This window comes from Flavobacterium sp. CAU 1735 (genome assembly GCF_039888695.1).
GTDB lineage: Bacteria > Bacteroidota > Bacteroidia > Flavobacteriales > Flavobacteriaceae > Flavobacterium.
Window position 1 is genome coordinate 500,805 of sequence record NZ_JBDQQQ010000001.1, and the last position, 24,901, is coordinate 525,705.

A 24,901-nucleotide genomic window follows, 5' to 3' on the forward strand; every position below is an offset into this window, starting at 1 on the left:
TCTATACATATTTGTATAGAATAACTCCCGTATCGTATCTTTGTCGGACTATGATTGCACAGAATACTATAGATACCGTTTTCGAAACAGCCCGGGTTGAGGAAGTAATTGGCGATTTTGTCCAGTTAAAGCGAGCGGGAAGCAACCTAAAAGGGTTGAGTCCGTTTGTGGACGAAAAATCACCGTCTTTTATGGTCTCGCCGGTAAAGCAGATCTGGAAAGATTTTAGTTCCGGAAAAGGTGGAAATGTAGTGACGTTTCTAATGGAGCACGAACATTTTTCTTATCCGGAAGCCATTCGTTACCTCGCGAGAAAATACAATATCGAGATCGAAGAAACGGAGCAATCCAATGAAGAAAAGGAAGAAGCCAATGAAAAAGAAAGTATGTATCTGGTTTCCGAATTTGCACAGCAATATTTTCACAATATCCTGACGCTTTCCGAAGAAGGAAAAGCCATAGGTTATTCGTATTTTAAAGAAAGAGGATTTACCGCCGAAACAATCAAAAAATTTGGATTGGGATATTCGCCTGAAACCTGGGATGCGTTTACAAAAGAAGCGCTCGGTAAGGGATATCGTCTGGAATATCTGGACAAAACCGGACTTACAATTGTAAAAGAAGGCAAGCAATTCGACCGTTTTAAGGGACGGGTGATGTTTCCGATACAAAGTATGTCTGGGCGCGTATTGGGGTTTGGCGGTCGTATATTGACCAACGATAAAAAAGCGGCCAAATACCTCAACTCACCTGAAAGTGATATCTATCATAAGAGTAAAGTACTATACGGAATCTTCCATGCCAAACAGGCTATCGCCAAACAGGATAATTGTTATCTGGTGGAAGGGTATACCGATGTGATTCAGTTTAATCAGGCCGGAATCGAAAACGTAGTCGCTTCGTCCGGTACGGCTTTAACACCCGATCAGATTCGACTGGTAAACCGTCTGACCAAAAATATTACAGTCCTTTTTGATGGTGATGCGGCAGGTTTGCGTGCGTCTGTTCGCGGGGTGGATCTTATTCTGGAAGCCGGAATGAACGTAAAAGTATGTTCGTTTCCCGATGGAGAAGACCCGGATAGTTTTGCTAAAAAAACGCCATATGACGAATTGGTACGTTATCTGGACGAAAACGCCAAGGATTTTATTCAGTTTAAAGCCTCGCTTTTAATGCGGGAAGCCAATAACGATCCGATTAAAAAAGCCGAACTGATTCGCGACATGGTCACGAGTATTTCCAAGATTCCGGATCGTATCAAACGCGAAGTATATATACAGGAATGTTCCCGAATTATGGACATTTCCGAACAGGTTTTGGTGGATACGCTGGCGCAAATGGTGCAAAAAGATGTAGCCGATGCCGGAAAAAAACTAAAACAGGAGCAAAAGGAAAAAGTTTTCGAAGTGGTTAAAAACCAGGAGAGCATACAGGCGTCAAAAATAGATGTACTGTACGAACTGGAACGCAAACTGATCGAAATTCTGTTGCTATATGGAAATGCTGTAGAAGAATTTGAAGACGTTATTCTAAAAGCGAATGAAGAAGGTGAGATGACGGAAGTAAGTGAAATGAACAATTATAAAGTGTACCACCGAATTTACCTGAGTTTACAGGAAGATGAGGTTGAATTGGGTAACGAATCGTTCCGGGCGATTTATAATCACCTGATCAATTATTATCATCAGAATGAAACCTTTGAAATAGAGCAATATTTAATGCGACTGGAGCCGGAACTGGCACGTGAAGTGACAAATATCTTAATGGAAGATGAGCGCGAGGCATTGCATAACTGGGAAGTACAACAGATTATTGTAAAACAGAAAAACCAAACGATAAGTCAATACGTTTCAGAAACCATACTGACTTTACGTTGGTTTTTAGTAGACAGGATTATTAACGACCTTAAAAACTCCCTTAGTATGGAAGTTACGGCAGATAATTCGGAAATCCTGATGATGGCAGTAGACTACCAAAAATTGATCAATACTTTTTCAAAAAAGCTGGGACGCGTAATGTCGCGTTACAGCTAGACGATTTCTAATGTTTTGGCCTTATTGACCAAGTCTACCAGATTCGTTACATGTAATTTGGTTAGTAAACGAAGCTTGTAGGTACTAATTGTTTTCTCGTTTAAATTCAACAGTTTGGCAATCTCCTTGTTTTTCTTTCCATCGCTTAAATAGCGTAATACTTCGATTTCCCGGGATGATAATTTGCGGTAAAGTCTGTCGGTTTTACGTCCTTTGTTTAGAAGTGCAAGGTTTTTACGAACGGCCTCACTAAAGATAATGTTCCCGACAAAGACGCTTTTTATGGCAAACTCTAATTCTTCCAGTTTCGAGTTTTTATGCATATAGGCCGAAACACCGGCTTTTAATGCATTGGGTGCGTAAATTTGTTCAGCTAAATTTGTAAAAATAACAATCTTAGTGTTCGGGTACTCTTTGGTTAAGGTTTTAACGGTGCTAATGCTCGTTAAACCGTCCAATTCCAAATCTAAAACAACGACATCTACGTTCTTTTTCCGTAGTAATTCCTCTAGGCCATATAAATTACTAACAACTCCGACAAAATTGATCTCCGAATTATCCTTGAAAAAGGACTTCACCCCATACTGAACGACGGGATGATTATCTGCTAAACAAACTTTTATCATCTTCAATAGGTTTTAATAGTAATTATCTGTAAAGTTACTAAAAAAAATATAAACGATTGATAATCAGTGAAAGAAAATTATTTCAAATCTTCAGGGATGTTGCAAACCGGTATTGGGTTCATTTTGTGTTGGTTAGCAGTGTTAAGTCTACGGTAAATTCTCATAACTTCGTGTTCTCTTCCTACAAAATCGTTTTCAGTCTTACCATTTTTGTATGCTAGCATAGCAAATTCCAATTCATCGTAGCTCGCGCCCAACTGATCTTCGTCACTTCGGTCGTCTCCAAATAACCCGTCTGTAGGTTTTGCCTGAATAATGCTACCGGGTACATTTAGGTATTGTGCCAATAAACGAACTTCCGATTTCATCAGGTCGGCAATCGGACTTAAATCAACACCGCCATCTCCGTATTTGGTAAAAAAGCCTACGCCGAAATCTTCGATCTTGTTTCCGGTTCCGGCAACCAAGGCACTATGCAATCCGGCAAAATAGTAAAGCGTGGTCATGCGCAGTCGGGCGCGGGTATTGGCTAGAGTAAGGTTTAAAATGGCCTCGTTATCCGAAGATGGGACTTGTTGTTTAAAGTTTTCGAAAACCGGAGTCAGATCAGAAATCACACTGGAAACATTCTCAAAACGTTTTTTAAGCTGATCAATATGTTCCTGACCTCTTGAAACCTGACTGGCGGCCTGGTGGATCGGCATTTCCACACATAAAGTCGGTAAACCGGTCTGCGCGCATAACGTTGAGGTTACGGCCGAATCGATTCCACCGGATATTCCCACAACAAAACCTTTAACGCGGGCTTGAGTGGCATAATCTTTTAGCCAGTTTACAATATGCAGGTTGATTTTTTCAGCTTGAAAGGAGTTTGTAGGGACCATAGAAATATTATGAAGATTTTATAAAACGGTAATGTTATATTTGCAAAAAAATAATTGCGATAAAAATAACAAAAAATTAGCCGTGATTATCCGAGTGATGCAATCAAATAGGAATAGGGCTAAAACTTAATTATAAATTCACAGAGGCATGAAAAAATATTTGACAGGGGTTTTTATGGTTTTGGTACTGATCGCCTGTAAAAAGGAAGATAAAGTGGCAAAGGAAGTGGATAAGATCCCGGTGAAGGTAGAAATCGAACGATTTGATAAGGTTTTTTACGAATCTCCGGTTTCCGATTTTCCAAAAATCAAACGGGAATTCCATTATTTTTTCCCGGCAGGGAATCCCGATACGGTTTGGACCAATAGAATGCAAAATCCGTTAAACCGCGAATTATATGGCGAGGTAAAGAAAAAATATCCAAACAACAATGCCTTTGAAGGTGATCTGGTGGATTTGTTCAAACACATTCAATATTACTTCCCGGAATATAAAACGCCGAAAGTGGTTACATTGATATCGGAAATGGACTATGAGAACAAAGCTATTTTTGCGGATAGTCTAGTGATCATCTCATTAGATATGTATTTGGGGAAAGACAATCGTTTGTATGAATTCCCACAGTATTACAAACAAAACTTCGAACCGTCGCAAATGATGCCGGATATCGTGGCGAGCTTGGCGGCTAAAAAAATAAAGACAACAGACGATCGTTCCCTATTGGCGCAAATGATCTATTTTGGCAAAGAGTTGTACATGAAAGACCTGATGTTGCCGGATATGTCGGATGCGGATAAAATTGCGTATACCGAAGAACAACTAAAATGGTGTCAGGAAAACGAATCGGAAATGTGGAAATATCTGGTAAACGAAAAACTATTGTACGATACCAATCCGAAACTAACACAACGTTTTATATCGACGGCGCCTTTTTCCAAATTCTATCTGGAAATTGATGCGGAATCACCGGGAAGAGTTGGAACCTGGTTGGGATGGCAAATTGTACGTTCGTATATGAAAAACAATCCGGACGTAAACTTACAGCAATTGCTGGTGACCGATGCAAAAGAAATATTTGATAACTCAAAATACAAACCCAAAAAATAATGGCAAAGAATATTAAATCCGAAATAAAAATACAAATTGAACTGGACGAAAACCGCGTTCCGGAAAAATTAAAATGGAAAGCACAGGATGGTGGTGTAGAAGCTGCCGAAGCCAAAGCAATGTTGTTGGCAATGTGGGATAGTAAAGTGCAGGAAACATTACAAATCAACCTGTGGACAAAAGACATGCCGGTAGATGAAATGAAAGTGTTTTTTCATCAGACTTTAGTGGCTATGGCGGATACGTATCACCGTGCTACCGATGACGAAAAAATGACGGAAACCATGCGGGACTTCTGCGATTATTTTGCAGAAAAGCTGGAATTGGGTAAAAAATAAAAAAGAAAAAGCGGTTGAAAAACCGCTTTTTTTATAGATCATTATTTTTAAAAATACCGTCGTTCACGCCATCGATAAAATCCAATAGCGGTTCGCGGCCAACAACGTCTAGCGAAGAGGTGATAAAATGCTGTGGCATTTCTTCCCAATTATTCGCCAATAATGCTTTGCGATATGCCGCAATATTTTGTTCCACTTTTCCTTTACTGATTTTGTCGGATTTGGTAAAAATGATACAAAACGGCACTTCGATTTCACCAAGGTAATTGATAAATTCCAAATCGATTTTCTGGGCTTCCAATCGGATGTCAATCAAAACAAAGGCACAAACCAATTGTTCTCTTTTTTCGAAATAATCGGTGATAAATTGTTGGAACGTTTCTTTTGCTTTTTTCGAAACACGCGCATAACCATAACCTGGTAAATCGACCAAAAACCAGTTATTATTGATTTTAAAGTGGTTGATCAATTGCGTTTTTCCGGGTCTTCCCGAAGTTTTTGCCAGATTCTTATGGTTGGTCAACATGTTGATCAACGAAGATTTTCCAACGTTGGATCGTCCGATAAAAGCGTATTCCGGTAAAGGTTCTTTCGGGCATTTGCTTACTTCAGAATTACTGATGACAAATTCGGCAGTATTAATTTTCATGGTTTCCGGATTTCAGATTTGTTTTAAAAAAGCATTCGGTACTTTTTTGGAGTACCGAATGAAAGTATATTATAAGTTGGCTTTTTTGAGCCACTCCAACATTAGTCGGTTAAATTCGTCCGGATGTTCCATCATCGCGGCATGTCCGCATTTGTCAATCCAGTATAAATCGGAATTTGGCAAAAGTCGGTTAAACTCTTCGGCTACATCCGGTGGCGTTACTTTGTCGTTTCGTCCCCAGATAATTCCGGTTGGCGTATCCATTTTCGGAAGATCTTTAGCCATATTATGACGAATTGCACTTTTGGCAATCGCCAACGTTTTTAAAAGTTTCATTCGGTCGTTCACGGTCGCATACACGTCGTCAACAATTTCTTTAGTGGCAACTTTCGGATCGTAAAAAACATCCTCCGCTTTTTTTCGGATATAGTCATAATCGCCGCGTTTCGGATAGCTTTCGCCCATAGCGCTTTCATAAAGTCCGGAACTTCCGGTTATCACCAGTCCGGCCATTTTTTCCGGATACATTTTAGTGTGATATAGGGCGATATGACCGCCAAGGGAATTTCCTAAAAGGATTACTTTTTCGTAGCCTTTATACGTAATAAAGTCTTTTACAAATTTTGAAAAAGCCTTCACGTTGGTTTTTAAAATACTGTTGGTGTAAAGTGGTAACTCGGGAATAACAACCTTGTAGCCATGTTTTGGAAAAAAATCAGCGACTCCGTCAAAGTTACTCAGTCCACCCATTAGTCCGTGTAAAATAATGATAGGCGTGCCTTCTCCTGCTTCAAAATAACGGTATTTGCCCTCTTTTTTTAACGTATGCTCCATGTATTTATGATACGGTTTCAAATTCTCACAAATATAGGACTTTCTAAAGAAATAAGAAGTTTTGAAAGGTAAAATCGAAAATACTTTGCCTTTAAGAAATTGTAACGCGTTTTTGTAACAGTAACCTGTTAATTATCAGTTGATTTTTGTAAATAAAAATCAAAAAAGGGTGATTTTTTTTGGGTTTTGGGTGATTATTAAAAATGTGTATAAAAATGAAGCTTTTTTTAAGGATAATGATGTGATTAAAGGAAAACAATGCAATATTCTTAATGATTAGAAATGAGAACATTAGTGAAATTTCCTATATTTTAGGTTTTGAGTGTAAAAACTTATCAACAAAGTGGGAATATGTGGTAAAAAGTGGTAAAAAAATCTGTACTTTTGCTATAAATCAAATCAAAAAGAGCGAATCTTGACCAACATAATCGGGACATATGAGTGTAAAATTGATTCAAAAGGAAGGCTAATGGTGCCAGCTCCTTTGAAGAAACAATTGCCTGCTCCAACCGATGGTTTTGTGTTAAAACGCTCCATTTTTGATCAGTGTGTAGAGTTGTGGCCAAAGGCAGAATGGGATATCATGATGTTGAAAATCAACAAATTGAACCGTTTTGTAAAAAAGAACAACGACTTTATTCGAAAGTTTATGGCCGGTGTGAAAATGGTGGAGATCGATGATGCCGGACGACTATTGATAACAAAAGATCTGATTGAATATGCGGGAATTTCCAAAGATTTGGTTTTGACCTCAAAGGTAAATATCATCGAGATCTGGGACAAGGATTTGTATGAAAAATCAATATCAGGAGACGATATGGATTTTGCAGACCTGGCCGAAGAAGTAATGGGTAATTTAAATGACGACGACAATGGAATATCATAATCCGGTATTATTAAAAGAAACGGTTGGTGGGTTGAATATAAAACCGGATGGTATTTATGTGGATGTAACCTTCGGTGGAGGTGGTCATTCACGGGAAATCATGCGTCATCTTGGGCCAAACGGAAAATTGTTTGCCTTTGATCAGGATACCGATGCATTGGCGAATGTAATAGATGATGAACGATTTACGCTGATCAATGAAAACTTTCGCTATATCAAACGGTTTTTGCGTTTTCACGGCGTAAAACAAGTAGATGGAATATTAGGTGATTTGGGGGTTTCGTCTCATCAGTTTGATGTTCCGGAAAGAGGATTTTCAACCCGATTTGATGCCGAACTGGATATGCGAATGAATCAGAAAGGGGAATTGAGTGCTTTTCATGTGGTAAACGAATACGACGAGTCGGATTTAAAACGGATGTTCTTTGATTATGGTGAATTGAAAAATGCCGGAGCGCTTGCGAATACAATTGTAACAGCGCGAAAAGAAAATCCGATCCGCAATACCGAACAATTAAAAAAAGTGTTAAGCCGCTTTTTACCGGCACACAAAAGCAATAAAATTCTGGCGCAAATCTATCAGGCGATACGTATAGAAGTAAACCAGGAAATGGACGTGCTAAAAGAGTTTTTAGAACAGTCGCTGGAACTGTTAAAGCCGGAAGGGCGTTTGAGTGTGATTTCCTATCATTCGTTGGAAGACCGACTGGTAAAACGCTTTATGCGAAACGGAATGTTTGAAGGAGAACCGGAACGCGATTTCTTTGGAAGATTTGAAGTGCCATTCCAATTAATAGGAAAACTGATCGTGCCTACGGAAGAGGAAATTGCGATAAACAACCGGGCACGGAGTGCTAAATTAAGGATCGCTGAAAAACGCTGAAACAAACCCAAACACGAAGAGTCATGATGAAAGAAGGCGTATATAGTTTGTTAAAAGCAAAGTTCCTGATTAGCGATGATGCGTTGAAAAATTGGCGCTTTATCGTTTTTCTGATTTTATTGGCTATGATAATGATTGCCAATTCACACCGATACGAACAGAAAACATTTCAGATAACCGAGTTGACAAACGAGGTAAAAGAATTGCGATCGGAGTTTGTAGATCGCAGATCGGAATTGATGGAGCTCAAAATGGAATCCACAATATCGGCCGAAATGGAAGAAAAAGGAATTCAGCCGTCATCAGTTCCGCCAAAAAAGATAAAAGTTAAAGAAGAAGAAAAGAATATTCTAAAAAAAATATGGCAGTAGAAGATAAAAATATCTCTTACCGAATCTATCTGGTAGCCTTCGCGATTTTCGTGATGGCTATTTTCGTTGCTATAAAGCTAACGAATATCCAGTGGGTGGAAGGAGAATATTATCGAAAACTGGCCAAAGAGCGTACGGTTAAAAACTTTGTCATTCCGGCAAATAAAGGAAATGTGTATTCGGCTGACGGAAGCTTACTGGCGACTTCGATTCCGAATTACACGATTCGCTTCGATGCGGTAGCGCCCAAAAAAGAAGATTTTGACAAAAATGTAAAACCGCTTACGGATTCGCTTTCCGGATTATTAGGAAAACCGTCGAGTTATTTTCAAACCGAATTGCGCAGAGCCCGTGCCAATAAAAACCGCTACTATCTGTTAGCGCGTAAGCTAAGCTATACGCAATATATGAAAATGAAAAGCTTTCCGCTTTTTAATCTGGGTGCCTATAAAGGAGGAATGATCACCGAGCAAAAAACGGTACGCGAACATCCGATCGGGAAAATTGCCGAGCGAACCATTGGTTATGAACGTCAGGATGAAGGTGGAAAAGAAACACGAGTGGGAATTGAAGGTGCTTTTGGAGCGTATCTGAATGGAAAAGACGGTCAGCGTTTGATGCAGAAAATTGCCAAAAATCAGTGGAAACCGATTAGTGATAATAACGAAATAGAACCACGCGACGGTTACGATATTATTTCAACGATCGACGTATATATTCAGGATATCGCGCACCATGCGTTGTTAAAACAACTGGAATTATACGAAGCTGATCACGGTTGTGTGGTGGTGATGGAAACGAATACCGGTGAGATCAAAGCGATTTCCAATTTAGGAAGAACCAGCGACGGTAGTTATTACGAAACGATCAACTATGCGGTGGCCGAATCGCACGAACCGGGATCAACTTTTAAACTGGTGGATCTGATTGCGTTACTGGATGACCGAAAAGTAGATACCAGCAAAGTATACGATTCCAAAGGGGGTGATATTACCTATTACAACCGTCACGTTCGCGATTCCAAAAGAGGTGGGTATGGAAAAGTTAGCTTGGCCAAAGGATTTGAAGTATCGTCAAACACCGTAATGGTTCAGGCCGTTTACGACAATTATAAAGACAATCCGCGCCAGTTTGTAAACCGTATCAACAACCTTGGATTGGATCGTCCGTTAGGATTACCGTTTAAAGGAGAAGGAAAGCCTTTTATTCCGCAACCGGGCGAAAAAGGATGGTCGGGAGTGGCTTTACCCTGGATGGCTTTTGGTTATGGTGTTTCGATTACACCGTTGCAAACGTTAACCCTGTACAATGCCGTAGCGAACAACGGTGAAATGGTAAAACCGCAATTTGTAAAAGAAATCAAAGAATGGAATAAAACCATCAAAAAATACGATAAACAGGTGTTGAACCCAAAAATCTGTTCAGACGAAACGCTTAAAAAAGTACATGCCATTCTGGAAAATGTGGTCAAACGCGGAACGGGTTCCAAACTGTATTCAAAAGATTTTTCGATGGCCGGAAAAACGGGTACCGCTCAGGTGGACTACCATAAAGGCGACGGACAAATGTATTATGCCTCGTCGTTTGCCGGATATTTTCCAGCCGACAAGCCGAAATATTCCTGTATCGTAGTGGTGCACAAACCGAACACGTCAAAAGGATTGTATTACGGAGCCGATGTAGCCGGACCGGTTTTTAAGCGTATCGCGCAAAAAATATTTACCGATGTACCATCGACAAACGAAGTGAAAAAATTAAACCGCAAAATCCTGAATCAGGAGCAAAGCTATGCGGCCTACTATGATAAAGTACAGAAAAAAGAAAACATCGTACCGAATGTAAAAGGAATGACCGGAATGGATGCGGTGGCGTTGTTGGAAAATTTCGGACTTAAAGTGAAAATAAAAGGAATAGGAAAAGTAAAACAACAGTCCATTTTACCGGGACAAGCCTTTACGAAAAACCAAGTAATAACATTAGAATTATCGTGACAGCCCTAAAAAATATATTATATAAAGTAGCGATCGAAGCGGTAAAAGGCACGACCGAAGTATCGGTTGGCAAAATTGAATTCGATTCCCGAAAAATAGAATCGGACGATGTATTTGTTGCGATCAAAGGAACCGTTTCCGACGGACATGATTTTATTGAAAAAGCAATCAGCCTGGGTGCGATAGCGGTAGTTTGCGAAGTGGTGCCGGAAACAACCCACGACGGAATTACCTATGTTCAGGTAGAAGATACGAGTTTGGCCTTAGCGTATATGAGTGCAAACTATTACGGCGATCCGTCGGCCAAATTAAAACTGGTTGGTGTTACCGGAACGAATGGAAAAACAACCATCGCGTCCTTGTTATATCAGATGTTTAAAAAGGCCGGCTATAAAGTTGGATTGCTGTCAACCGTAAAAATTTTAGTCGATAACAAAGAATATAAAGCTACACATACCACACCGGATTCATTAACGATCAATCACTATATGAATGAAATGGTCGAAGAAGGTTGTGATTACTGTTTTATGGAAGTGAGCTCGCACGGGATTCACCAGAAACGTACCGAAGGTTTGCATTTTACCGGAGGCGTTTTTACCAACCTGTCGCACGATCATTTGGATTACCATCCGACATTTGCGGAATACCGCGATGTTAAAAAATCATTTTTTGACAACCTACCGAAAACCGCTTTTGCGATTACTAATATCGACGATAAAAACGGCCCGGTGATGTTGCAAAACACCAAAGCTAAAAAGCGTACCTACGCCCTAAAAACCTACGCGGATTACCGGGCGCAGATTTTAGAAAATCAGCTTTCCGGTTTGTTGCTAAAAATAAACGAACAGGAAGTATGGGTTCGTTTAATCGGTTCGTTTAACGCCTATAACCTTTTGGCTATTTATGGCGTGGCAATCGAATTGGGGATAGAAAGTCAGGAGGCATTACGACTGTTAAGCGAACTGGAAAGTGTTTCCGGACGTTTCCAGTATATCGTATCCGCGGGAAATATCACCGCGATTGTGGATTATGCGCATACGCCCGATGCTTTGGAAAACGTATTAAAAACGATAGAAGATATCCGTACCAAAAACGAACAACTGATCACGGTTGTAGGATGTGGCGGCGATCGCGATACCACCAAAAGACCAATTATGGCGAACATTGCTTCAACAATGAGCGATAAAGCCATTTTTACGTCCGATAATCCGAGAAGTGAAAAACCGGAAGCCATTATCGATGACATGGAAAAAGGAGTGGAACCGCAAAACTATAAAAAAACGGTATCGATTGTGGATCGCAAACAGGCTATCAAAACCGCCTGTCAGCTTGCACAACCCAATGATATCATCCTGATTGCCGGGAAAGGACACGAAACCTATCAGGAAATTCAGGGTGTACGTCACGATTTTGACGATATGAAAACGGTAAAAGAACTATTAGAACAACTTAATAAATAACCAAATGCTGTATTATTTCTTTCAATATTTAGATAAAACCTTAGATATTCCAGGAACAGGAGTTTTCCAGTATATCACCTTCCGATCGGGTTTGGCTATTATTTTGTCGCTAATGATCTCCACGATTTTCGGAAAACGAATCATCAATTTTCTGCGAAAACAACAAATCGGAGAAACCGTTCGTGAATTAGGACTGGAAGGCCAAAAAGAAAAAGCAGGAACACCAACGATGGGAGGATTGATTATTATCTTTTCGACGTTGATTCCGGTATTTTTATTAGCAAAACTAGACAATGTTTATGTGATGTTGCTAATCGTAACCACCCTTTGGATGGGAACCATTGGTTTTATCGACGATTATATCAAGATATTTAAAAAAGACAAAGAAGGACTAAAAGGGAAATTTAAAGTTGTTGGACAAGTAGGATTGGGAATCATCGTAGGTTCGGTATTGTATTTCCATCCGGGTGTAACGGTGCGAACCGACACGGCTACCAGTAATATTTTTCAAACGCCGGGAACGACAACCATTGCTCCGGCGCTAACAGAAGAAAAATCAACAGCGACTACGATTCCGTTTTTTAAAAATAACGAATTCGATTATGCCGAATTATTAGCCTGGACGGGCGATGGCTACGAAAAATATGCCTGGTTAATTTTTATCCCGGTTGTGATTTTTATCATCACGGCGGTTTCCAACGGTGCCAATCTTACCGATGGAATCGACGGACTGGCAGCGGGAACATCGGCCATATCGGTGCTTACGCTCGGGATTTTTGCCTTCGTTTCCGGTAATATCATCTTTTCGAATTACCTGAATATTATGTATATCCCGAATTCCGGGGAAATGACGGTCTATATCGCGGCCTTTGTAGGGTCGCTCATCGGTTTTCTCTGGTACAACACCTATCCGGCAAGCGTATTTATGGGCGATACCGGAAGTTTAACCATCGGAGGGATTATTGCGGTTTTGGCTATCGCGGTACGTAAAGAATTATTGATCCCGGTATTGTGCGGAATTTTCCTTGCCGAAAACCTATCCGTAGTAGTACAGGTGGCCTATTTTAAATATACAAAAAAGAAATACGGCGAAGGAAGACGAATCTTTCTGATGTCGCCTTTGCATCACCATTATCAGAAAAAGGGCTATCACGAAAGTAAGATCGTAACCCGTTTCTGGATTGTGGCGATTTTGTTAGCGATTTTCTCATTGGTTTCATTAAAATTAAGATAGTATGAGACTAGTAGTATTAGGAGGCGGAGAAAGCGGTGTTGGCACTGCGATCTTAGGAAAGAAAAAAGGATATGAAGTATTTCTGTCCGATTTCGGAAAAATAAAAAACAACTATAAAGAAGTGTTGATTCTGAACCAGATTCCCTGGGAAGAAGAAACCCATACGGACGATTTGATTCTGAATGCTAATGTGGTTATGAAAAGCCCTGGTATTCCCGACAAGTCGCCGATTGTAAAAAAGCTAAAGGAAAAAAATATTCCGATTATCTCGGAAATCGAGTTTGCTAACAAATTTACAGATGTGGTAACGGTTGGAATTACCGGAAGTAACGGAAAAACCACCACGACCATGCTCACGCATCACCTGTTGAAACAGGGCGGATTAAATGTAGGTTTGGCCGGAAACATCGGAAAAAGCTACGCCTGGCAGATCGCCGAAAACAAATTTGAAGCCTATGTTTTGGAATTAAGTAGTTTTCAGCTCGACGGGGTTATCGATTACAAACCGCATATTGCTGTAATCACGAACATCAGTCCGGATCATTTGGATCGCTATAATTACGACTACAGTCAGTATATCGAAGCCAAATTCAGGATTACCAAAAACCAGACGGAAGACGATTATCTGATTTATGATGCCGATGATGAAGCCATAACCGACTGGCTGAGCAAAAACAAAATACGAGCAAAGAAAGTCCCTTTTTCACTCACAAAAACACTGGAAGAAGGCGCTTACATAAAAGACGATACGATTTATACCAACATCAACAACGAGACATTTATCATGCCAATAAACGAACTATCATTAGAAGGAAAACATAACGTAAAAAATGCAATGGCAGCAACTACAGTAGCGCAATTGATGCGTATCCGAAAAGCAACAATCCGCGAAAGTCTGTCCGATTTCCAGGGAGTGGAACATCGTTTGGAAAAAGTACTGAAAATACAAAATGTACAGTATGTAAACGATTCCAAAGCGACCAATGTAAATGCGACCTTCTTTGCTTTGGATAGTATGACTACGCCAACCGTATGGATCGTTGGAGGTGTGGATAAAGGAAACGATTATGCCGAATTAATGCCGTTGGTACGTGAAAAGGTAAAAGCAATCGTTTGTTTGGGTGTAGATAATTCCAAAATAATCGAAGCCTTTGGTAACGTAGTGGACGTAATGGTGGAAACCACCAGCATGACCGAAGCGGTAAAGATTGCCCAGAAAATGGCCGAAAAAGGGGATACGGTTTTATTATCACCGGCTTGTGCCAGTTTCGATTTATTTGAAAGTTACGAAGACCGTGGAAAGCAGTTTAAAAACGCCGTACAAAGTCTTTAAAAAATAAAAAAAGAATAACAATGAAAGCATTATTAACCAATTTAAAAGGAGATAAAGGGATCTGGGCATTTGTGTCCCTGTTGGCCCTGTTTTCTTTTATGCCGGTTTTTAGTGCCAGTACGAACCTGGTTTATGTGGTGGGAAAAGGCTCAACGGTAGGATACCTGATGAAGCACCTGGTGCATATTTTTATCGGTTTCTGCCTGATCTATTTCGTACATAAAACACCCTACCATTATTTTAAGGCGATTTCGAAAGTAGCCTTACCGATAGTGGTGTTATTACTGGCTTATACGATGGTTCAGGGAACAACAATTGGCGGTGCAAATGCCAGTCGTTGGATTCAGGTTCCGTTTATTGGAGTCAGTTTTCAGACCTCGGCACTGGCGCTAATTGTGCTTATGGTATATGTGGCCCGTTACCTGTCGAAAATCGAAGGAAAAGAATATACGTTTCAGTCGTCACTTTTTGAACTTTGGTTGCCGGTTTTTTCAGTAATAATATTAATTTTGCCGGCCAATTTTTCCACAGCGGCCTTGATCTTTTCAATGGTGTGTATGTTGGTTTTCGTAGGGAAATACCCAATGAAATACCTCGGAATCATTGTCGGTGCGGGATTAGTAGGATTGATCATGTTCGTTCTGGTCGCCAAAGCCTTTCCGGATGCCATGCCAAACCGTGTGGATACCTGGATGAGTCGTATCGAACGATTCAGTTCGGATGAACCGAATGAGGACGATTATCAGATTGAAAAAGCAAAAATTGCAATCGCTTCCGGGAAAATTTACGGATTGGGACCGGGAAAAAGTGTACAGAAAAACTTTTTACCACAATCGTCGTCCGACTTTATTTTCGCGATTATCGTGGAGGAGTACGGACTGTTGGGCGGATTGGCGATTTTGTTTATGTATCTGATGCTGTTCTTTCGTTTTTTGATCACCTCGCATAAAGCGCCAACCATGTTCGGAAAATTACTGATCGTTGGCCTCGGCTTTCCGATTATTTTCCAGGCTTTGGTCAATATGGGCGTAGCGGTGGAATTACTGCCTACAACCGGTCAGACCTTACCGTTGATCAGTAGCGGGGGAAGTTCGATCTGGATGACGTGTATTGCAATCGGGATCATTTTAAGTGTGACGAAAAAAGAAGAAGAAATCGCTCAGGAAGAAGAAGAAAAACGACAACGGGAAGAAATTCTGCAGCGCCTTATTGATAAGGAAATGGAAAAAGAAGAAGTGGTTGAAGAGGATTATTCCATCGAGACTGTGGGAGACAACCCGATGAATGCCGTTTTAAATAAAGAATAATAGTTGTAAGCAACATCAAAATAAAATGAAAGAGAACCCTAAATTCATAATTAGCGGAGGCGGAACCGGAGGACATATCTATCCGGCTATTGCTATTGCCAACGAATTGAAAGTTCGCTTTCCGAAAGCCGAAATCCTGTTTGTGGGTGCGAAGGATAAAATGGAGATGCAAAAAGTACCACAAGCCGGTTATCCGATTAAAGGATTATGGATTGCGGGAATTCAGCGAAAATTGACATTACAAAACCTGATGTTTCCGCTAAAACTGATTTCCAGTTTAACCAAATCATACGGGATTTTAAAACAATTCAAACCCGATGTGGTTATCGGAACCGGAGGTTTTGCCAGCGGAGCCGTATTAAAAGTCGCTGCCGGAATGAATATCCCAACCGTGATTCAGGAACAGAATTCCTTTCCGGGAATCACGAATAAATTGCTAGGGAAAAAAGCCAATGCAATATGTGTGGCCTACGAAAACCTGGAGCAGTTTTTTCCAAAAGATAAAATCCGGTTAACCGGAAATCCGGTTCGTCAGGATCTGATTTCGGTAGCCGAAAAAAGAAATGAAGCCATAGCGCATTTCAAACTCGATCCGTCCAAAAAAACACTATTGGTATTGGGTGGAAGTTTGGGCGCCAGACGAATCAACCAGTTAATCGCAAAAGAGATCGATTGGTTACTGGAACAAGGAGTTCAGATCATCTGGCAATGCGGAAAGCTTTATTTTGAAGAATACAAACACTTTTCTGAAAAAGAAAATGTACAGGTTTTGGCCTTTATTGATCGTATGGATTTAGTATATGCGGCGGCCGATATGGTGATTTCCCGTTCGGGAGCATCATCGGTTTCGGAGCTTTGCATCGTAGGGAAACCGGTTATTTTTATTCCGTCGCCCAACGTAGCCGAAGACCATCAGACAAAAAATGCCAAAGCGATTGTCGATAAAAAAGGAGCCTTGTTGTTAAAAGAATCCGAACTGGACAATCATTTTGAAACCACGTTTAAAGGCTTGCTGGAAAACGAAGAACAAAGAAAAGAATTAAGTGACACGATTAAACAATTGGCCTTACCCAACGCAACAAAGCAAATTGTGGATGAGATTGTCCGATTGATACGATAACCAAAAGAAATTGATTGCAGAAGCATGAATTTACCGCAAATACATAACGTATATTTTATCGGAATAGGAGGCATCGGAATGAGTGCTTTGGCCCGTTATTTTAAAAACATCGGGAAAAATGTAGCCGGATATGATAAGACACCGACGCACCTTACGGCCGAATTGGAAGAAAGTGGTATTGCAATCCATTTTGAGGATAATGTGTCTTTGATTGACGAAACCTTCCGGAATAAAGAAAATACCCTGGTGGTGATTACGCCGGCAGTGCCAAAACAGCATGCGGAATGGAATTATTTTCTGGATAACGGATTTGTGGTCAAAAAAAGAGCGGAAGTATTGGGAATCATTACCAAAGATACGTTTTGCTTCGCGGTAGCCGGAACACATGGAAAAACCACCACGTCCAGTATTTTAGGACATGTTTTGTATGAAAGCGGTGTCGATATGACGGCCTTTTTGGGTGGAATTGTGGAAAACTATAATTCCAACCTGATTGGAAACGGAAAAACGGTAACCGTAGTGGAAGCCGATGAATTCGATCGTTCGTTTCTGCATTTACACCCGGATATCGCTTGTGTGACGTCGATGGATGCCGATCATTTGGATATCTATGGTGATAAAGCCTCGATTGAAGCGTCTTTTATAGAATTTGCGAATAAAGTAGCCGATAAAAAACAACTGTTTGTAACCAATGGCCTGCCGATCGAAGCAGTGACGGTAGGAATTGACGACGATGCACAGTTTACGGCAAAAAATATACGAATTGTAGACGGTTGGTATGTGTTTGATGTTACCACACCTACCGGAGAATTAAAAGACATCAAATTTGGATTGCCCGGCAGACATAATCTGACCAATGCTTTACTGGCGTTGGCGATGGCAAAAACCTACGGGGTTTCGGATAGCGATATTGCAAAAGCCCTGTTGAGTTTTAAAGGAGTGCGAAGACGTTTTTCGTTTCAGATTCGTAAGCCGGAGTTTGTGTATATTGACGATTATGCGCACCATCCAACCGAAATTAATGCGGTACATCAGGCGGTTCGCGAATTGTATCCGGGGAAAAAGGTACTGGCGGTATTTCAGCCGCATTTGTACAGTAGGACCCGTGATTTCGCAGATGATTTTGCTAAAAGTCTGTCGCAATTTGACGAAATTCTGTTGATGGATATTTATCCGGCGCGGGAATTGCCAATGGAAGGGATTACCTCCGAATGGTTGTTAGGGAAAATCGAAAACAGTAACAAAAAACTGATTTTAAAAGAAGCTCTGATTCCGGCACTGGAAAATAGCGATGCACCGGTAATTGTAACGATAGGAGCAGGTGATGTGGGGGAAATGGTGCCCGATATTCGAAAAGCATTAGAAGTAGTAAAAAAATAAAAAAACGATGAAAAAAATAAAATGGACAGATGTAAGATTGGTACTCATGATTGGAGTAGTGATTTTCCTGTACTCATTTTCATCGAAGCGAAATGAAACCCGTTATCTGCAAAAAACAGAGGTTCGGTTTAAAGGTGAAAATAACCTTTTCATCACGCCTGAAACGGTTGATAACTTGTTAATACAAAATTTTAACAAAGTTACGAGCATAAGGAAAGATAAGCTAGATTTGAATAGATTGGAGCATATTCTCGACAGTAATGAAATGATAGCCAAAGCAGAGGTCTTTGCCACTATTGACGGGACTTTAGAGGCGGTCGTGACACAGAAAACACCGGTAGCACGGGTCGATGACGGAGAGCGTTCTTATTATATTGACTATGAGGGAAATCAGATGCCGTTGTCGGATAATTTTGCAGCTCGGGTTCCGTTGGTTTCAGGTGAAATAAACACCGAAAACAAAGGCAAACTGACCGAAGTACTCCGGAAAATTTATGACGATGAGTTTTTGAAAAAAAACATCACCGGAATACAAATTTTGCCCACAGGAAGTCTGATTATGACTAACCGGAATTACAATTATCAAATCCTTTTCGGAAGAACGATAAATGTTGACAAGAAATTTGACAACTATAAGGCCTTTTTTCAACATGCGATAAAAGACACCCTTATCGGGAATTATAAAACAATTAATCTGAAGTTTACACAACAAGTAGTGTGCACCAAATATTAGACTATGGAAAAAGAAAGTATTGCAGTAGGTTTGGATATTGGGACAACCAAAATTGTCGCCATGATCGGCAAGAAAAATGAGTACGGCAAATTAGAAATTTTAGGGGTTGGAAAATCCAAAAGCCTTGGTGTGGCGCGCGGAGTTGTAAACAATATTACGCAGACAATTCAATCCATTCAGCAGGCCGTTTTGGACGCTGAGGCGGATTCGGGATATAAAATCAACGATGTGGTGGTAGGCATAGCCGGTCAGCACATTCGCAGCATTCAGCACAGCGACTATATCAGTCGTCACAATCCGGAAGAAGTGATTGGTGATGCCGATATTGACTTATTGATCAATCAGGTGCACAAATTGGCCATGTTGCCGGGTGAGGAAATCATCCACGTGTTACCACAGGAATTTAAAATCGACGGACAATCGGAAATCAAAGAACCTATCGGGATGTATGGTGGCCGACTGGAAGCGAGTTTTCACGTGGTAGTGGGACAGGCGTCTTCCATCCGAAATGTGGGACGTTGTATTAAAAGCTCCGGTTTGGATTTGTCCGGTTTAACATTGGAACCATTGGCGTCGGCTGATGCGGTGTTAAGTCAGGAGGAAAAAGAAGCCGGTGTAGCGTTGATTGATATCGGAGGCGGGACAACCGACCTGGCCATTTTTAAAGACGGTATCATTCGCCATACGGCAGTAATCCCATTCGGAGGAAATGTGATCACCGACGATATTAAAGAGGGTTGTTCGATTATTGAAAAACAAGCCGAGTTGTTAAAAGTAAAATTCGGATCGGCCTGGCCGGGCGAAAACAAAGACAACGAAATTGTTTCGATACCGGGATTACGAGGACGCGAACCGAAAGAGATATCGTTAAAAAACCTTTCGAAAATCATCCACGCCAGAGTTGTGGAAATTGTAGAGCAGGTTTTCGCGGAGATCAAAGCCTACGGACACGAAGATCCGAGAAAGAAACTGATCGCCGGAATTGTATTAACAGGAGGTGGCGCTCAGTTAAAACACATCAAACAACTGGTGGAATATATCACCGGAATGGACACCCGGATCGGTTATCCGAACGAGCATCTGGCCGGAAATTCCGATGAAGAAATCTCCAGTCCGTTATATGCCACGGCAGTAGGATTGGTGATGAACAGTATCCGAAATAATACGAAAAGTGCAACGCCACTGGCCGAGATTAAAAAGGAACAACCAAAAGTTGAAATCAAACCACAACCGGTTAGAATCGAACCGGAACCGGAAGAGATTGAAGAAGAAATAATAGCAGAAGCAGCGCCGTTAAAGCCGATTAATGTAAGAAATGACGTAGATTCAGAATCTACCAAAGAAAAGATTAAAAGAGGCTTTTTCGACAAATATATAGATAAGATTAAGGAATTTTTAGATAACGCAGAATAAAACCGATACGATATGAACAGCAACTCAGAATTTGGAAGCATTGCATTTGATTTGCCAAAAAACCAATCAAATGTGATTAAAGTTATTGGTGTAGGTGGCGGTGGTAGTAATGCCATTAACCACATGTTTAAACAAGGAATTAAAGGAGTAGATTTCGTGGTTTGTAATACCGATTCACAGGCATTGCAAAGCAGTTCGGTTCCGAATAAAATTCAACTTGGCGTTAACTTGACAGAAGGGCTTGGAGCCGGAGCAAATCCAGAAGTAGGACAACAGTCGGCTTTGGAAAGTATCGAGGAAATTGAAAAAATGTTGGACGTAAATACCAAAATGGTATTTATTACGGCCGGTATGGGTGGTGGAACCGGAACAGGAGCCGCACCGGTAATCGCGCAATTGTCCAAAGAAAGAGATATCCTGACTGTAGGAATTGTAACGATTCCATTCCAGTTTGAAGGAAAAGTACGTCAGGAACAAGCCTTATTGGGAGTAGAAAGACTTCGCAAACAGGTGGATTCGTTAATCGTTATCAACAACAATAAATTAAGAGAAGTATACGGTAACTTAGGATTCAAGGCCGGATTCTCCAAAGCGGATGAAGTATTGGCAACCGCTTCACGAGGAATCGCCGAAGTAATTACACACCACTATACGCAGAATATCGACTTAAAAGATGCGAAAACCGTATTGTCCAACAGTGGAACCGCTATCATGGGATCGGCTATAGCAAACGGCGAAAACAGAGCGAAAGATGCGATTGTGGATGCATTGGATTCTCCGTTGTTAAACGACAACAAAATTACGGGAGCTAAAAACGTATTATTATTGATCGTATCCGGAACCAACGAAATCACGATTGACGAAATCGGAGAGATAAACGACCATATCCAGGAAGAAGCGGGCTACAATGCTAACATCATCATGGGGGTTGGTGAAGATGAATCGTTAGGTGACGCTATTGCGGTAACCATCATTGCTACGGGATTTAACGTAGAGCAACAGGCGGAAATCGTAAATACAGAGCCAAAAAAAATTATTCACACCTTAGAGGGTGAGCAAAAATTGGTTCAGGATTTATCGGCAACCGGATTTGTACCATCATTTGACTTCTCAACTCCGGTTGAAAAAGCAACGGCACAAGCGATGATCAATGATATTATTGCTGAACAACCGGAAGAAAAAATCGTTTTCGCTTTAGAAGAAGAAGTGGAAGTGGAAGAAGTATACGAAAAAAAACAACCGACGGCAGTAATTGAAGAAGAATTAGAATTGCCAACGGCTGATTTTATCAATAACCTGGATGTGTTTTTCGAAATCGTTTCACCGGTAAAAGAGGAAGCTCCGGCCCCGGTTATGCGGGACGTTCGCGAAATTGAGGTAATCGAACCGCAGTTTGTACTGCCAAAAGTAGAAGAGCAAATTGCCTTTTCATTCGACTTACCAGTAACAGCAGTTCAGGACAGAGTTGTTTTCGATCTTAGCAATGAAACCAAAGATATCAAAGTAAACCAACCGGTACAGGTGGTTCCGGTAACGGAAGTAAACCAGTCGGGAGTGGTGAAATACTCTTTGGAAGATTATATGGAGAAAGAAAACGAACTGTTGGCTTCCAAAGCGGTTGAACCGGTAAAAGAAGAACCGGTTGCGGAAGAGTTAAACTTTACGATGCGAAAAGTAGAGCCGGCTCAGACACAATCCAGCTTCGACGAGATTTCTCCGGTTGAAATGACAATCGAGGAAACGTTGCGAATGAGAGCCGAAGAGCGCAAAAGAAAAATGAAAGAGTTCAATTACAAATTCAATAACAGCGCTTCCCGCGTGAATGAATTGGAAAAAGAACCGGCATATAAAAGAATGGGAGTCGATTTAAACGCCGCTTCTGTTGATAATAGCAAATCGCGTATGTCATTGGGAATGGATAGTAACGACGACTTACAGTTGCGTTCGAACAACTCTTTTCTACATGATAACGTAGACTAACTAACCTACATTTGAGAAACCTTTAACCCGAAATCAAACCCGATTTCGGGTTATTTTTTATATCTTCGCAAAGCATTCCGGAACAAAGAATGTCGTACAAATGGCATTTTGGAAATCACTTTTTCGGATCAATAAACGAAAATTAAACCATTAAAAATATGAGCTTACAGACTAAGATCATGGACGAAATGAAAACCGCCATGAAAGCCAAAGATACCGTAGCGCTAGAAGCCTTACGTGCCATTAAATCGGAAATTTTATTAGCGCAGACTTCCGGAACAGGTCAGGAATTAAAAGAAGAAGACGAAATAAAAATATTACAAAAACTGGTAAAACAACGAAAAGACAGTGCGGCTATTTTTAGCGAGCAGGGTCGTGCGGATTTAGCAGAGCCGGAATTGGCTCAGGTTGCCGTGATCGAAAAGTTTTTACCGGCACAATTGTCTGAAGCAGAGGTAGAAGCAATTATTACAAAAATCATTGCCGACGGTGGTTTTTCCGGAATGGGAAGTATGGGACAGGTAATGGGCGTTGCTTCTAAAGAATTGGCTGGAAAAGCCGACGGAAAAACAATTTCAACAATTGTAAAAAAGCTTCTGGCATAATTTGCAAAAATCAAATCAGATTGTTTTCTTTGCAATCTGATTAAAAATGGCCGCGTAGTTCAACTGGATAGAATATCAGATTTCGGCTCTGAGGGTTGGGGGTTCGAACCCCTCCGTGGTCACCTAGTCTCCAAAAGAGTTTTTCTTTTTTGGAGACTTTTTTTGTTTTATAAGTTGCTGATTTTAAGGGTAATTGAATAGAAAAAGACGAAATGGATTAAAAATTGGATTGGTACATCCAAGCATATAAATGCCATCAGTTTTAATACTGCCGTTTATTGGAGTAATGTGCCTCTGTTAAAGCCTACCGTTTCCCTATATAACTGGGGGGGATGTATCTGTTTTGCTTTTAAAAACCCTGCTGAAATAATATTCGTCATCATAGCCAAGTTCATGGGCAATTTCCTTTACTGTTTTGTTGGTAAGGTATAATTCTCTTTTTGCTTCGACGATGATTCTTTCGGTGATCAGATCAGAAAGTGTCTTATTAAAATGACTTTTAGCCGTGCGTGCCAGTACTACAGGTGTTACATGTAGCATATTGGCATATTCGCTTGCGGAATGTTTTGTCCTAAAATTATCTTCAATCGCATTTCTTAGGTTTTGTATAATGAGAAGCTGCTTCTCATTACCATTTATTTCTTTTATCGTTTGCTGTTCCAGTTTTATCCGGGTAGCAAAAACCAAGAATATCTTTAAATAAGAGACAAGAACTTCGTCTTTCCTCAAAGCATCTACTTTCAATTCATTGACAATCTCTCTGACGATATTCATCAATGTTTGTTTGCTGTTTTGATCAAGAAGTATAAACGGCTGTTGATAGATGTTGTTAAACAAAATTCCATTTGCTGCAATCTCTTTATGATGTCTATATATGCAGAAGAAATCATGATGGAACTGGATCGAAATACCAGTAATCGGGCCATCAGAAGCCAACATGAAAGGCTGGTAAGGATAAAAGGCAAACAAAGTATTTTCTTTGAACGAATACTCGCAAAGGTCAACTTTAGCAAGGCCTTCTCCCGAGGTTATAATGATTAGAGTGAAGTAGTTATTGCGTTGAATATGATCAAAATAACTGCTGTTGTCAAACTCAAATATTTTGAATGAGAGGTTGCCATTTTGCTGGTTGACAAGTGTATATACAGATTGCGATAGCATAATTATTTAATCCTTGTTTAATAATTCCTGAAACTGGGCATTGAGTTCATTACATTCTTTGAGACAAACATTGCTGATTACTTTTGGTTTACTGCCCCATTTTGGAACGTCTTCTGTAGCCAGAACATTATATTTTGAAGTAAAGCCGCCTACATAAGGAACCGATGTGCCATAAATGATTGTACCTATTTTGTGATGACGGATCATATAAGAACACATAATACAGGGTTCATGTGTGGTATACAGTTGTGCCAGATGTAATTTATCTGCATGCCCATTTTTTAGAGCATCTCTAATAGCCAGGATTTCAGCATGGTTGGTAATATCCCCGGTAGATTTTCCTGATTCGATACCTGTACCGATTATTTTTCCGTCAATTACAATAAGTGCCCCCACAGGCGGATTGCCGGAATTAAGAGCACTTGTGGCCAAATCCAAACATTGACGCATGAACTGTTGCGAATCATCCTGCATAATTTATTATTTAAGTTGTTGTCCAGCTACGCTAAATTACTCAAAAAAGTAATGTCCTTGGATGCGCCTTTGCTCCATTTTATGCGCTGGATGATTGA

The 24,901-nt window shown here is 40.5% G+C and carries 23 protein-coding genes and 1 tRNA gene; 18 read left to right on the forward strand and 6 right to left on the reverse strand.

Going from position 1 to position 24,901, the window contains the following annotated elements:
- The first annotated feature begins 50 nt into the window (after positions 1 to 50).
- Positions 51 to 2,033: a DNA primase gene (gene dnaG / locus AAFN64_RS02495; RefSeq protein ID WP_347759175.1), complete on the forward strand. Its 1,983-nt coding sequence runs from the start codon at positions 51 to 53 to the stop codon at positions 2,031 to 2,033.
- Here the strand turns inward: dnaG and AAFN64_RS02500 are convergent.
- On the reverse strand, positions 2,030 to 2,659 hold the full coding sequence (locus tag AAFN64_RS02500; RefSeq protein WP_136402182.1) for a response regulator transcription factor: 630 nt from the start codon (positions 2,657 to 2,659) through the stop codon (positions 2,030 to 2,032). The genes dnaG and AAFN64_RS02500 overlap by 4 nt on opposite strands.
- 77 nt (positions 2,660 to 2,736) lie before the next feature.
- Positions 2,737 to 3,543 carry an NAD(+) synthase gene (gene nadE / locus AAFN64_RS02505; protein WP_347759176.1) on the reverse strand — a complete coding sequence of 269 codons (807 nt, stop codon included), beginning with the start codon at positions 3,541 to 3,543 and terminating at the stop codon, positions 2,737 to 2,739.
- A gap of 148 nt (positions 3,544 to 3,691) precedes the next feature.
- Here nadE and gldB point away from each other — a divergent pair, with 148 nt between their 5' ends.
- Both gldB and gldC read left to right on the forward strand, forming a co-directional pair.
- Complete coding sequence (gene gldB, locus AAFN64_RS02510; protein WP_347759177.1) at positions 3,692 to 4,651, forward strand: gliding motility lipoprotein GldB; 960 nt, start codon at positions 3,692 to 3,694, stop codon at positions 4,649 to 4,651.
- A complete protein-coding gene (gene gldC, locus AAFN64_RS02515; RefSeq protein WP_300486096.1) occupies positions 4,651 to 4,989 on the forward strand; it encodes a gliding motility protein GldC in 339 nt (112 codons plus the stop codon). The genes gldB and gldC overlap by 1 nt, the downstream gene beginning before the upstream one ends.
- A 31-nt stretch (positions 4,990 to 5,020) precedes the next feature.
- Here the strand turns inward: gldC and yihA are convergent, their stop codons facing one another.
- Positions 5,021 to 5,638: a ribosome biogenesis GTP-binding protein YihA/YsxC gene (gene yihA, locus AAFN64_RS02520; RefSeq protein WP_300486098.1), complete on the reverse strand. Its 618-nt coding sequence runs from the start codon at positions 5,636 to 5,638 to the stop codon at positions 5,021 to 5,023.
- 69 nt (positions 5,639 to 5,707) lie between these two features.
- Positions 5,708 to 6,472: an alpha/beta hydrolase gene (locus tag AAFN64_RS02525; protein WP_300486100.1), complete on the reverse strand. Its 765-nt coding sequence runs from the start codon at positions 6,470 to 6,472 to the stop codon at positions 5,708 to 5,710.
- 415 nt (positions 6,473 to 6,887) lie between these two features.
- On the opposite strand from AAFN64_RS02525, the gene mraZ reads away from it, so the two are divergent.
- The 15 genes from mraZ to AAFN64_RS02600 all read left to right on the forward strand — a co-directional run bounded on the left by mraZ (position 6,888) and on the right by AAFN64_RS02600 (position 23,290).
- A complete protein-coding gene (gene mraZ, locus AAFN64_RS02530) occupies positions 6,888 to 7,358 on the forward strand; it encodes a division/cell wall cluster transcriptional repressor MraZ (RefSeq protein WP_300486102.1) in 471 nt (156 codons plus the stop codon).
- Positions 7,333 to 8,241 (forward strand): 16S rRNA (cytosine(1402)-N(4))-methyltransferase RsmH, encoded by a 909-nt coding sequence (gene rsmH / locus AAFN64_RS02535; RefSeq protein WP_347759178.1) that lies wholly within the window; start codon positions 7,333 to 7,335, stop codon positions 8,239 to 8,241. The genes mraZ and rsmH overlap by 26 nt, the downstream gene beginning before the upstream one ends.
- A 26-nt stretch (positions 8,242 to 8,267) precedes the next feature.
- Positions 8,268 to 8,612 (forward strand): FtsL-like putative cell division protein, encoded by a 345-nt coding sequence (locus tag AAFN64_RS02540; RefSeq protein ID WP_300486132.1) that lies wholly within the window; start codon positions 8,268 to 8,270, stop codon positions 8,610 to 8,612.
- Positions 8,603 to 10,603 (forward strand): penicillin-binding protein, encoded by a 2,001-nt coding sequence (locus AAFN64_RS02545; protein WP_347759179.1) that lies wholly within the window; start codon positions 8,603 to 8,605, stop codon positions 10,601 to 10,603. The genes AAFN64_RS02540 and AAFN64_RS02545 overlap by 10 nt, the downstream gene beginning before the upstream one ends.
- Positions 10,600 to 12,063: a UDP-N-acetylmuramoyl-L-alanyl-D-glutamate--2,6-diaminopimelate ligase gene (locus tag AAFN64_RS02550; protein WP_300486108.1), complete on the forward strand. Its 1,464-nt coding sequence runs from the start codon at positions 10,600 to 10,602 to the stop codon at positions 12,061 to 12,063. The genes AAFN64_RS02545 and AAFN64_RS02550 overlap by 4 nt, the downstream gene beginning before the upstream one ends.
- 4 nt (positions 12,064 to 12,067) lie before the next feature.
- A complete protein-coding gene (gene mraY, locus AAFN64_RS02555) occupies positions 12,068 to 13,297 on the forward strand; it encodes a phospho-N-acetylmuramoyl-pentapeptide-transferase (protein ID WP_347759180.1) in 1,230 nt (409 codons plus the stop codon).
- Position 13,298: 1 nt separating this feature from the next.
- Positions 13,299 to 14,630, forward strand: a complete 1,332-nt coding sequence (gene murD / locus AAFN64_RS02560) for a UDP-N-acetylmuramoyl-L-alanine--D-glutamate ligase (protein ID WP_347759181.1) — start codon at positions 13,299 to 13,301, stop codon at positions 14,628 to 14,630.
- A gap of 20 nt (positions 14,631 to 14,650) precedes the next feature.
- Positions 14,651 to 15,937 (forward strand): FtsW/RodA/SpoVE family cell cycle protein, encoded by a 1,287-nt coding sequence (locus tag AAFN64_RS02565; protein ID WP_347759182.1) that lies wholly within the window; start codon positions 14,651 to 14,653, stop codon positions 15,935 to 15,937.
- A 25-nt stretch (positions 15,938 to 15,962) separates the two neighbouring features.
- Positions 15,963 to 17,057, forward strand: a complete 1,095-nt coding sequence (gene murG, locus AAFN64_RS02570; RefSeq protein ID WP_347759183.1) for an undecaprenyldiphospho-muramoylpentapeptide beta-N-acetylglucosaminyltransferase — start codon at positions 15,963 to 15,965, stop codon at positions 17,055 to 17,057.
- 24 nt (positions 17,058 to 17,081) lie between these two features.
- A complete protein-coding gene (gene murC, locus AAFN64_RS02575) occupies positions 17,082 to 18,437 on the forward strand; it encodes a UDP-N-acetylmuramate--L-alanine ligase (RefSeq protein ID WP_300486116.1) in 1,356 nt (451 codons plus the stop codon).
- 7 nt (positions 18,438 to 18,444) lie between these two features.
- Positions 18,445 to 19,170, forward strand: a complete 726-nt coding sequence (locus tag AAFN64_RS02580) for a cell division protein FtsQ (protein WP_300486118.1) — start codon at positions 18,445 to 18,447, stop codon at positions 19,168 to 19,170.
- Positions 19,171 to 19,173: 3 nt separating this feature from the next.
- Positions 19,174 to 20,583 carry a cell division protein FtsA gene (ftsA, locus tag AAFN64_RS02585; protein ID WP_300486120.1) on the forward strand — a complete coding sequence of 470 codons (1,410 nt, stop codon included), beginning with the start codon at positions 19,174 to 19,176 and terminating at the stop codon, positions 20,581 to 20,583.
- A gap of 12 nt (positions 20,584 to 20,595) precedes the next feature.
- Positions 20,596 to 22,563, forward strand: coding sequence for a cell division protein FtsZ (gene ftsZ / locus AAFN64_RS02590; RefSeq protein ID WP_347759184.1), 1,968 nt, complete (start codon positions 20,596 to 20,598; stop codon positions 22,561 to 22,563).
- Positions 22,564 to 22,721: 158 nt separating this feature from the next.
- Positions 22,722 to 23,168 carry a GatB/YqeY domain-containing protein gene (locus AAFN64_RS02595; protein WP_347759185.1) on the forward strand — a complete coding sequence of 149 codons (447 nt, stop codon included), beginning with the start codon at positions 22,722 to 22,724 and terminating at the stop codon, positions 23,166 to 23,168.
- 48 nt (positions 23,169 to 23,216) lie between these two features.
- Positions 23,217 to 23,290: transfer RNA gene (locus tag AAFN64_RS02600), tRNA-Arg, on the forward strand.
- A 193-nt stretch (positions 23,291 to 23,483) separates the two neighbouring features.
- Here AAFN64_RS02600 and AAFN64_RS02605 read toward each other — a convergent pair.
- Positions 23,484 to 24,329: a helix-turn-helix transcriptional regulator gene (locus tag AAFN64_RS02605; protein WP_347759186.1), complete on the reverse strand. Its 846-nt coding sequence runs from the start codon at positions 24,327 to 24,329 to the stop codon at positions 23,484 to 23,486.
- 6 nt (positions 24,330 to 24,335) lie between these two features.
- On the reverse strand, positions 24,336 to 24,803 hold the full coding sequence (locus tag AAFN64_RS02610; RefSeq protein ID WP_347759187.1) for a nucleoside deaminase: 468 nt from the start codon (positions 24,801 to 24,803) through the stop codon (positions 24,336 to 24,338).
- Between the last annotated feature and the right edge of the window lie 98 nt (positions 24,804 to 24,901).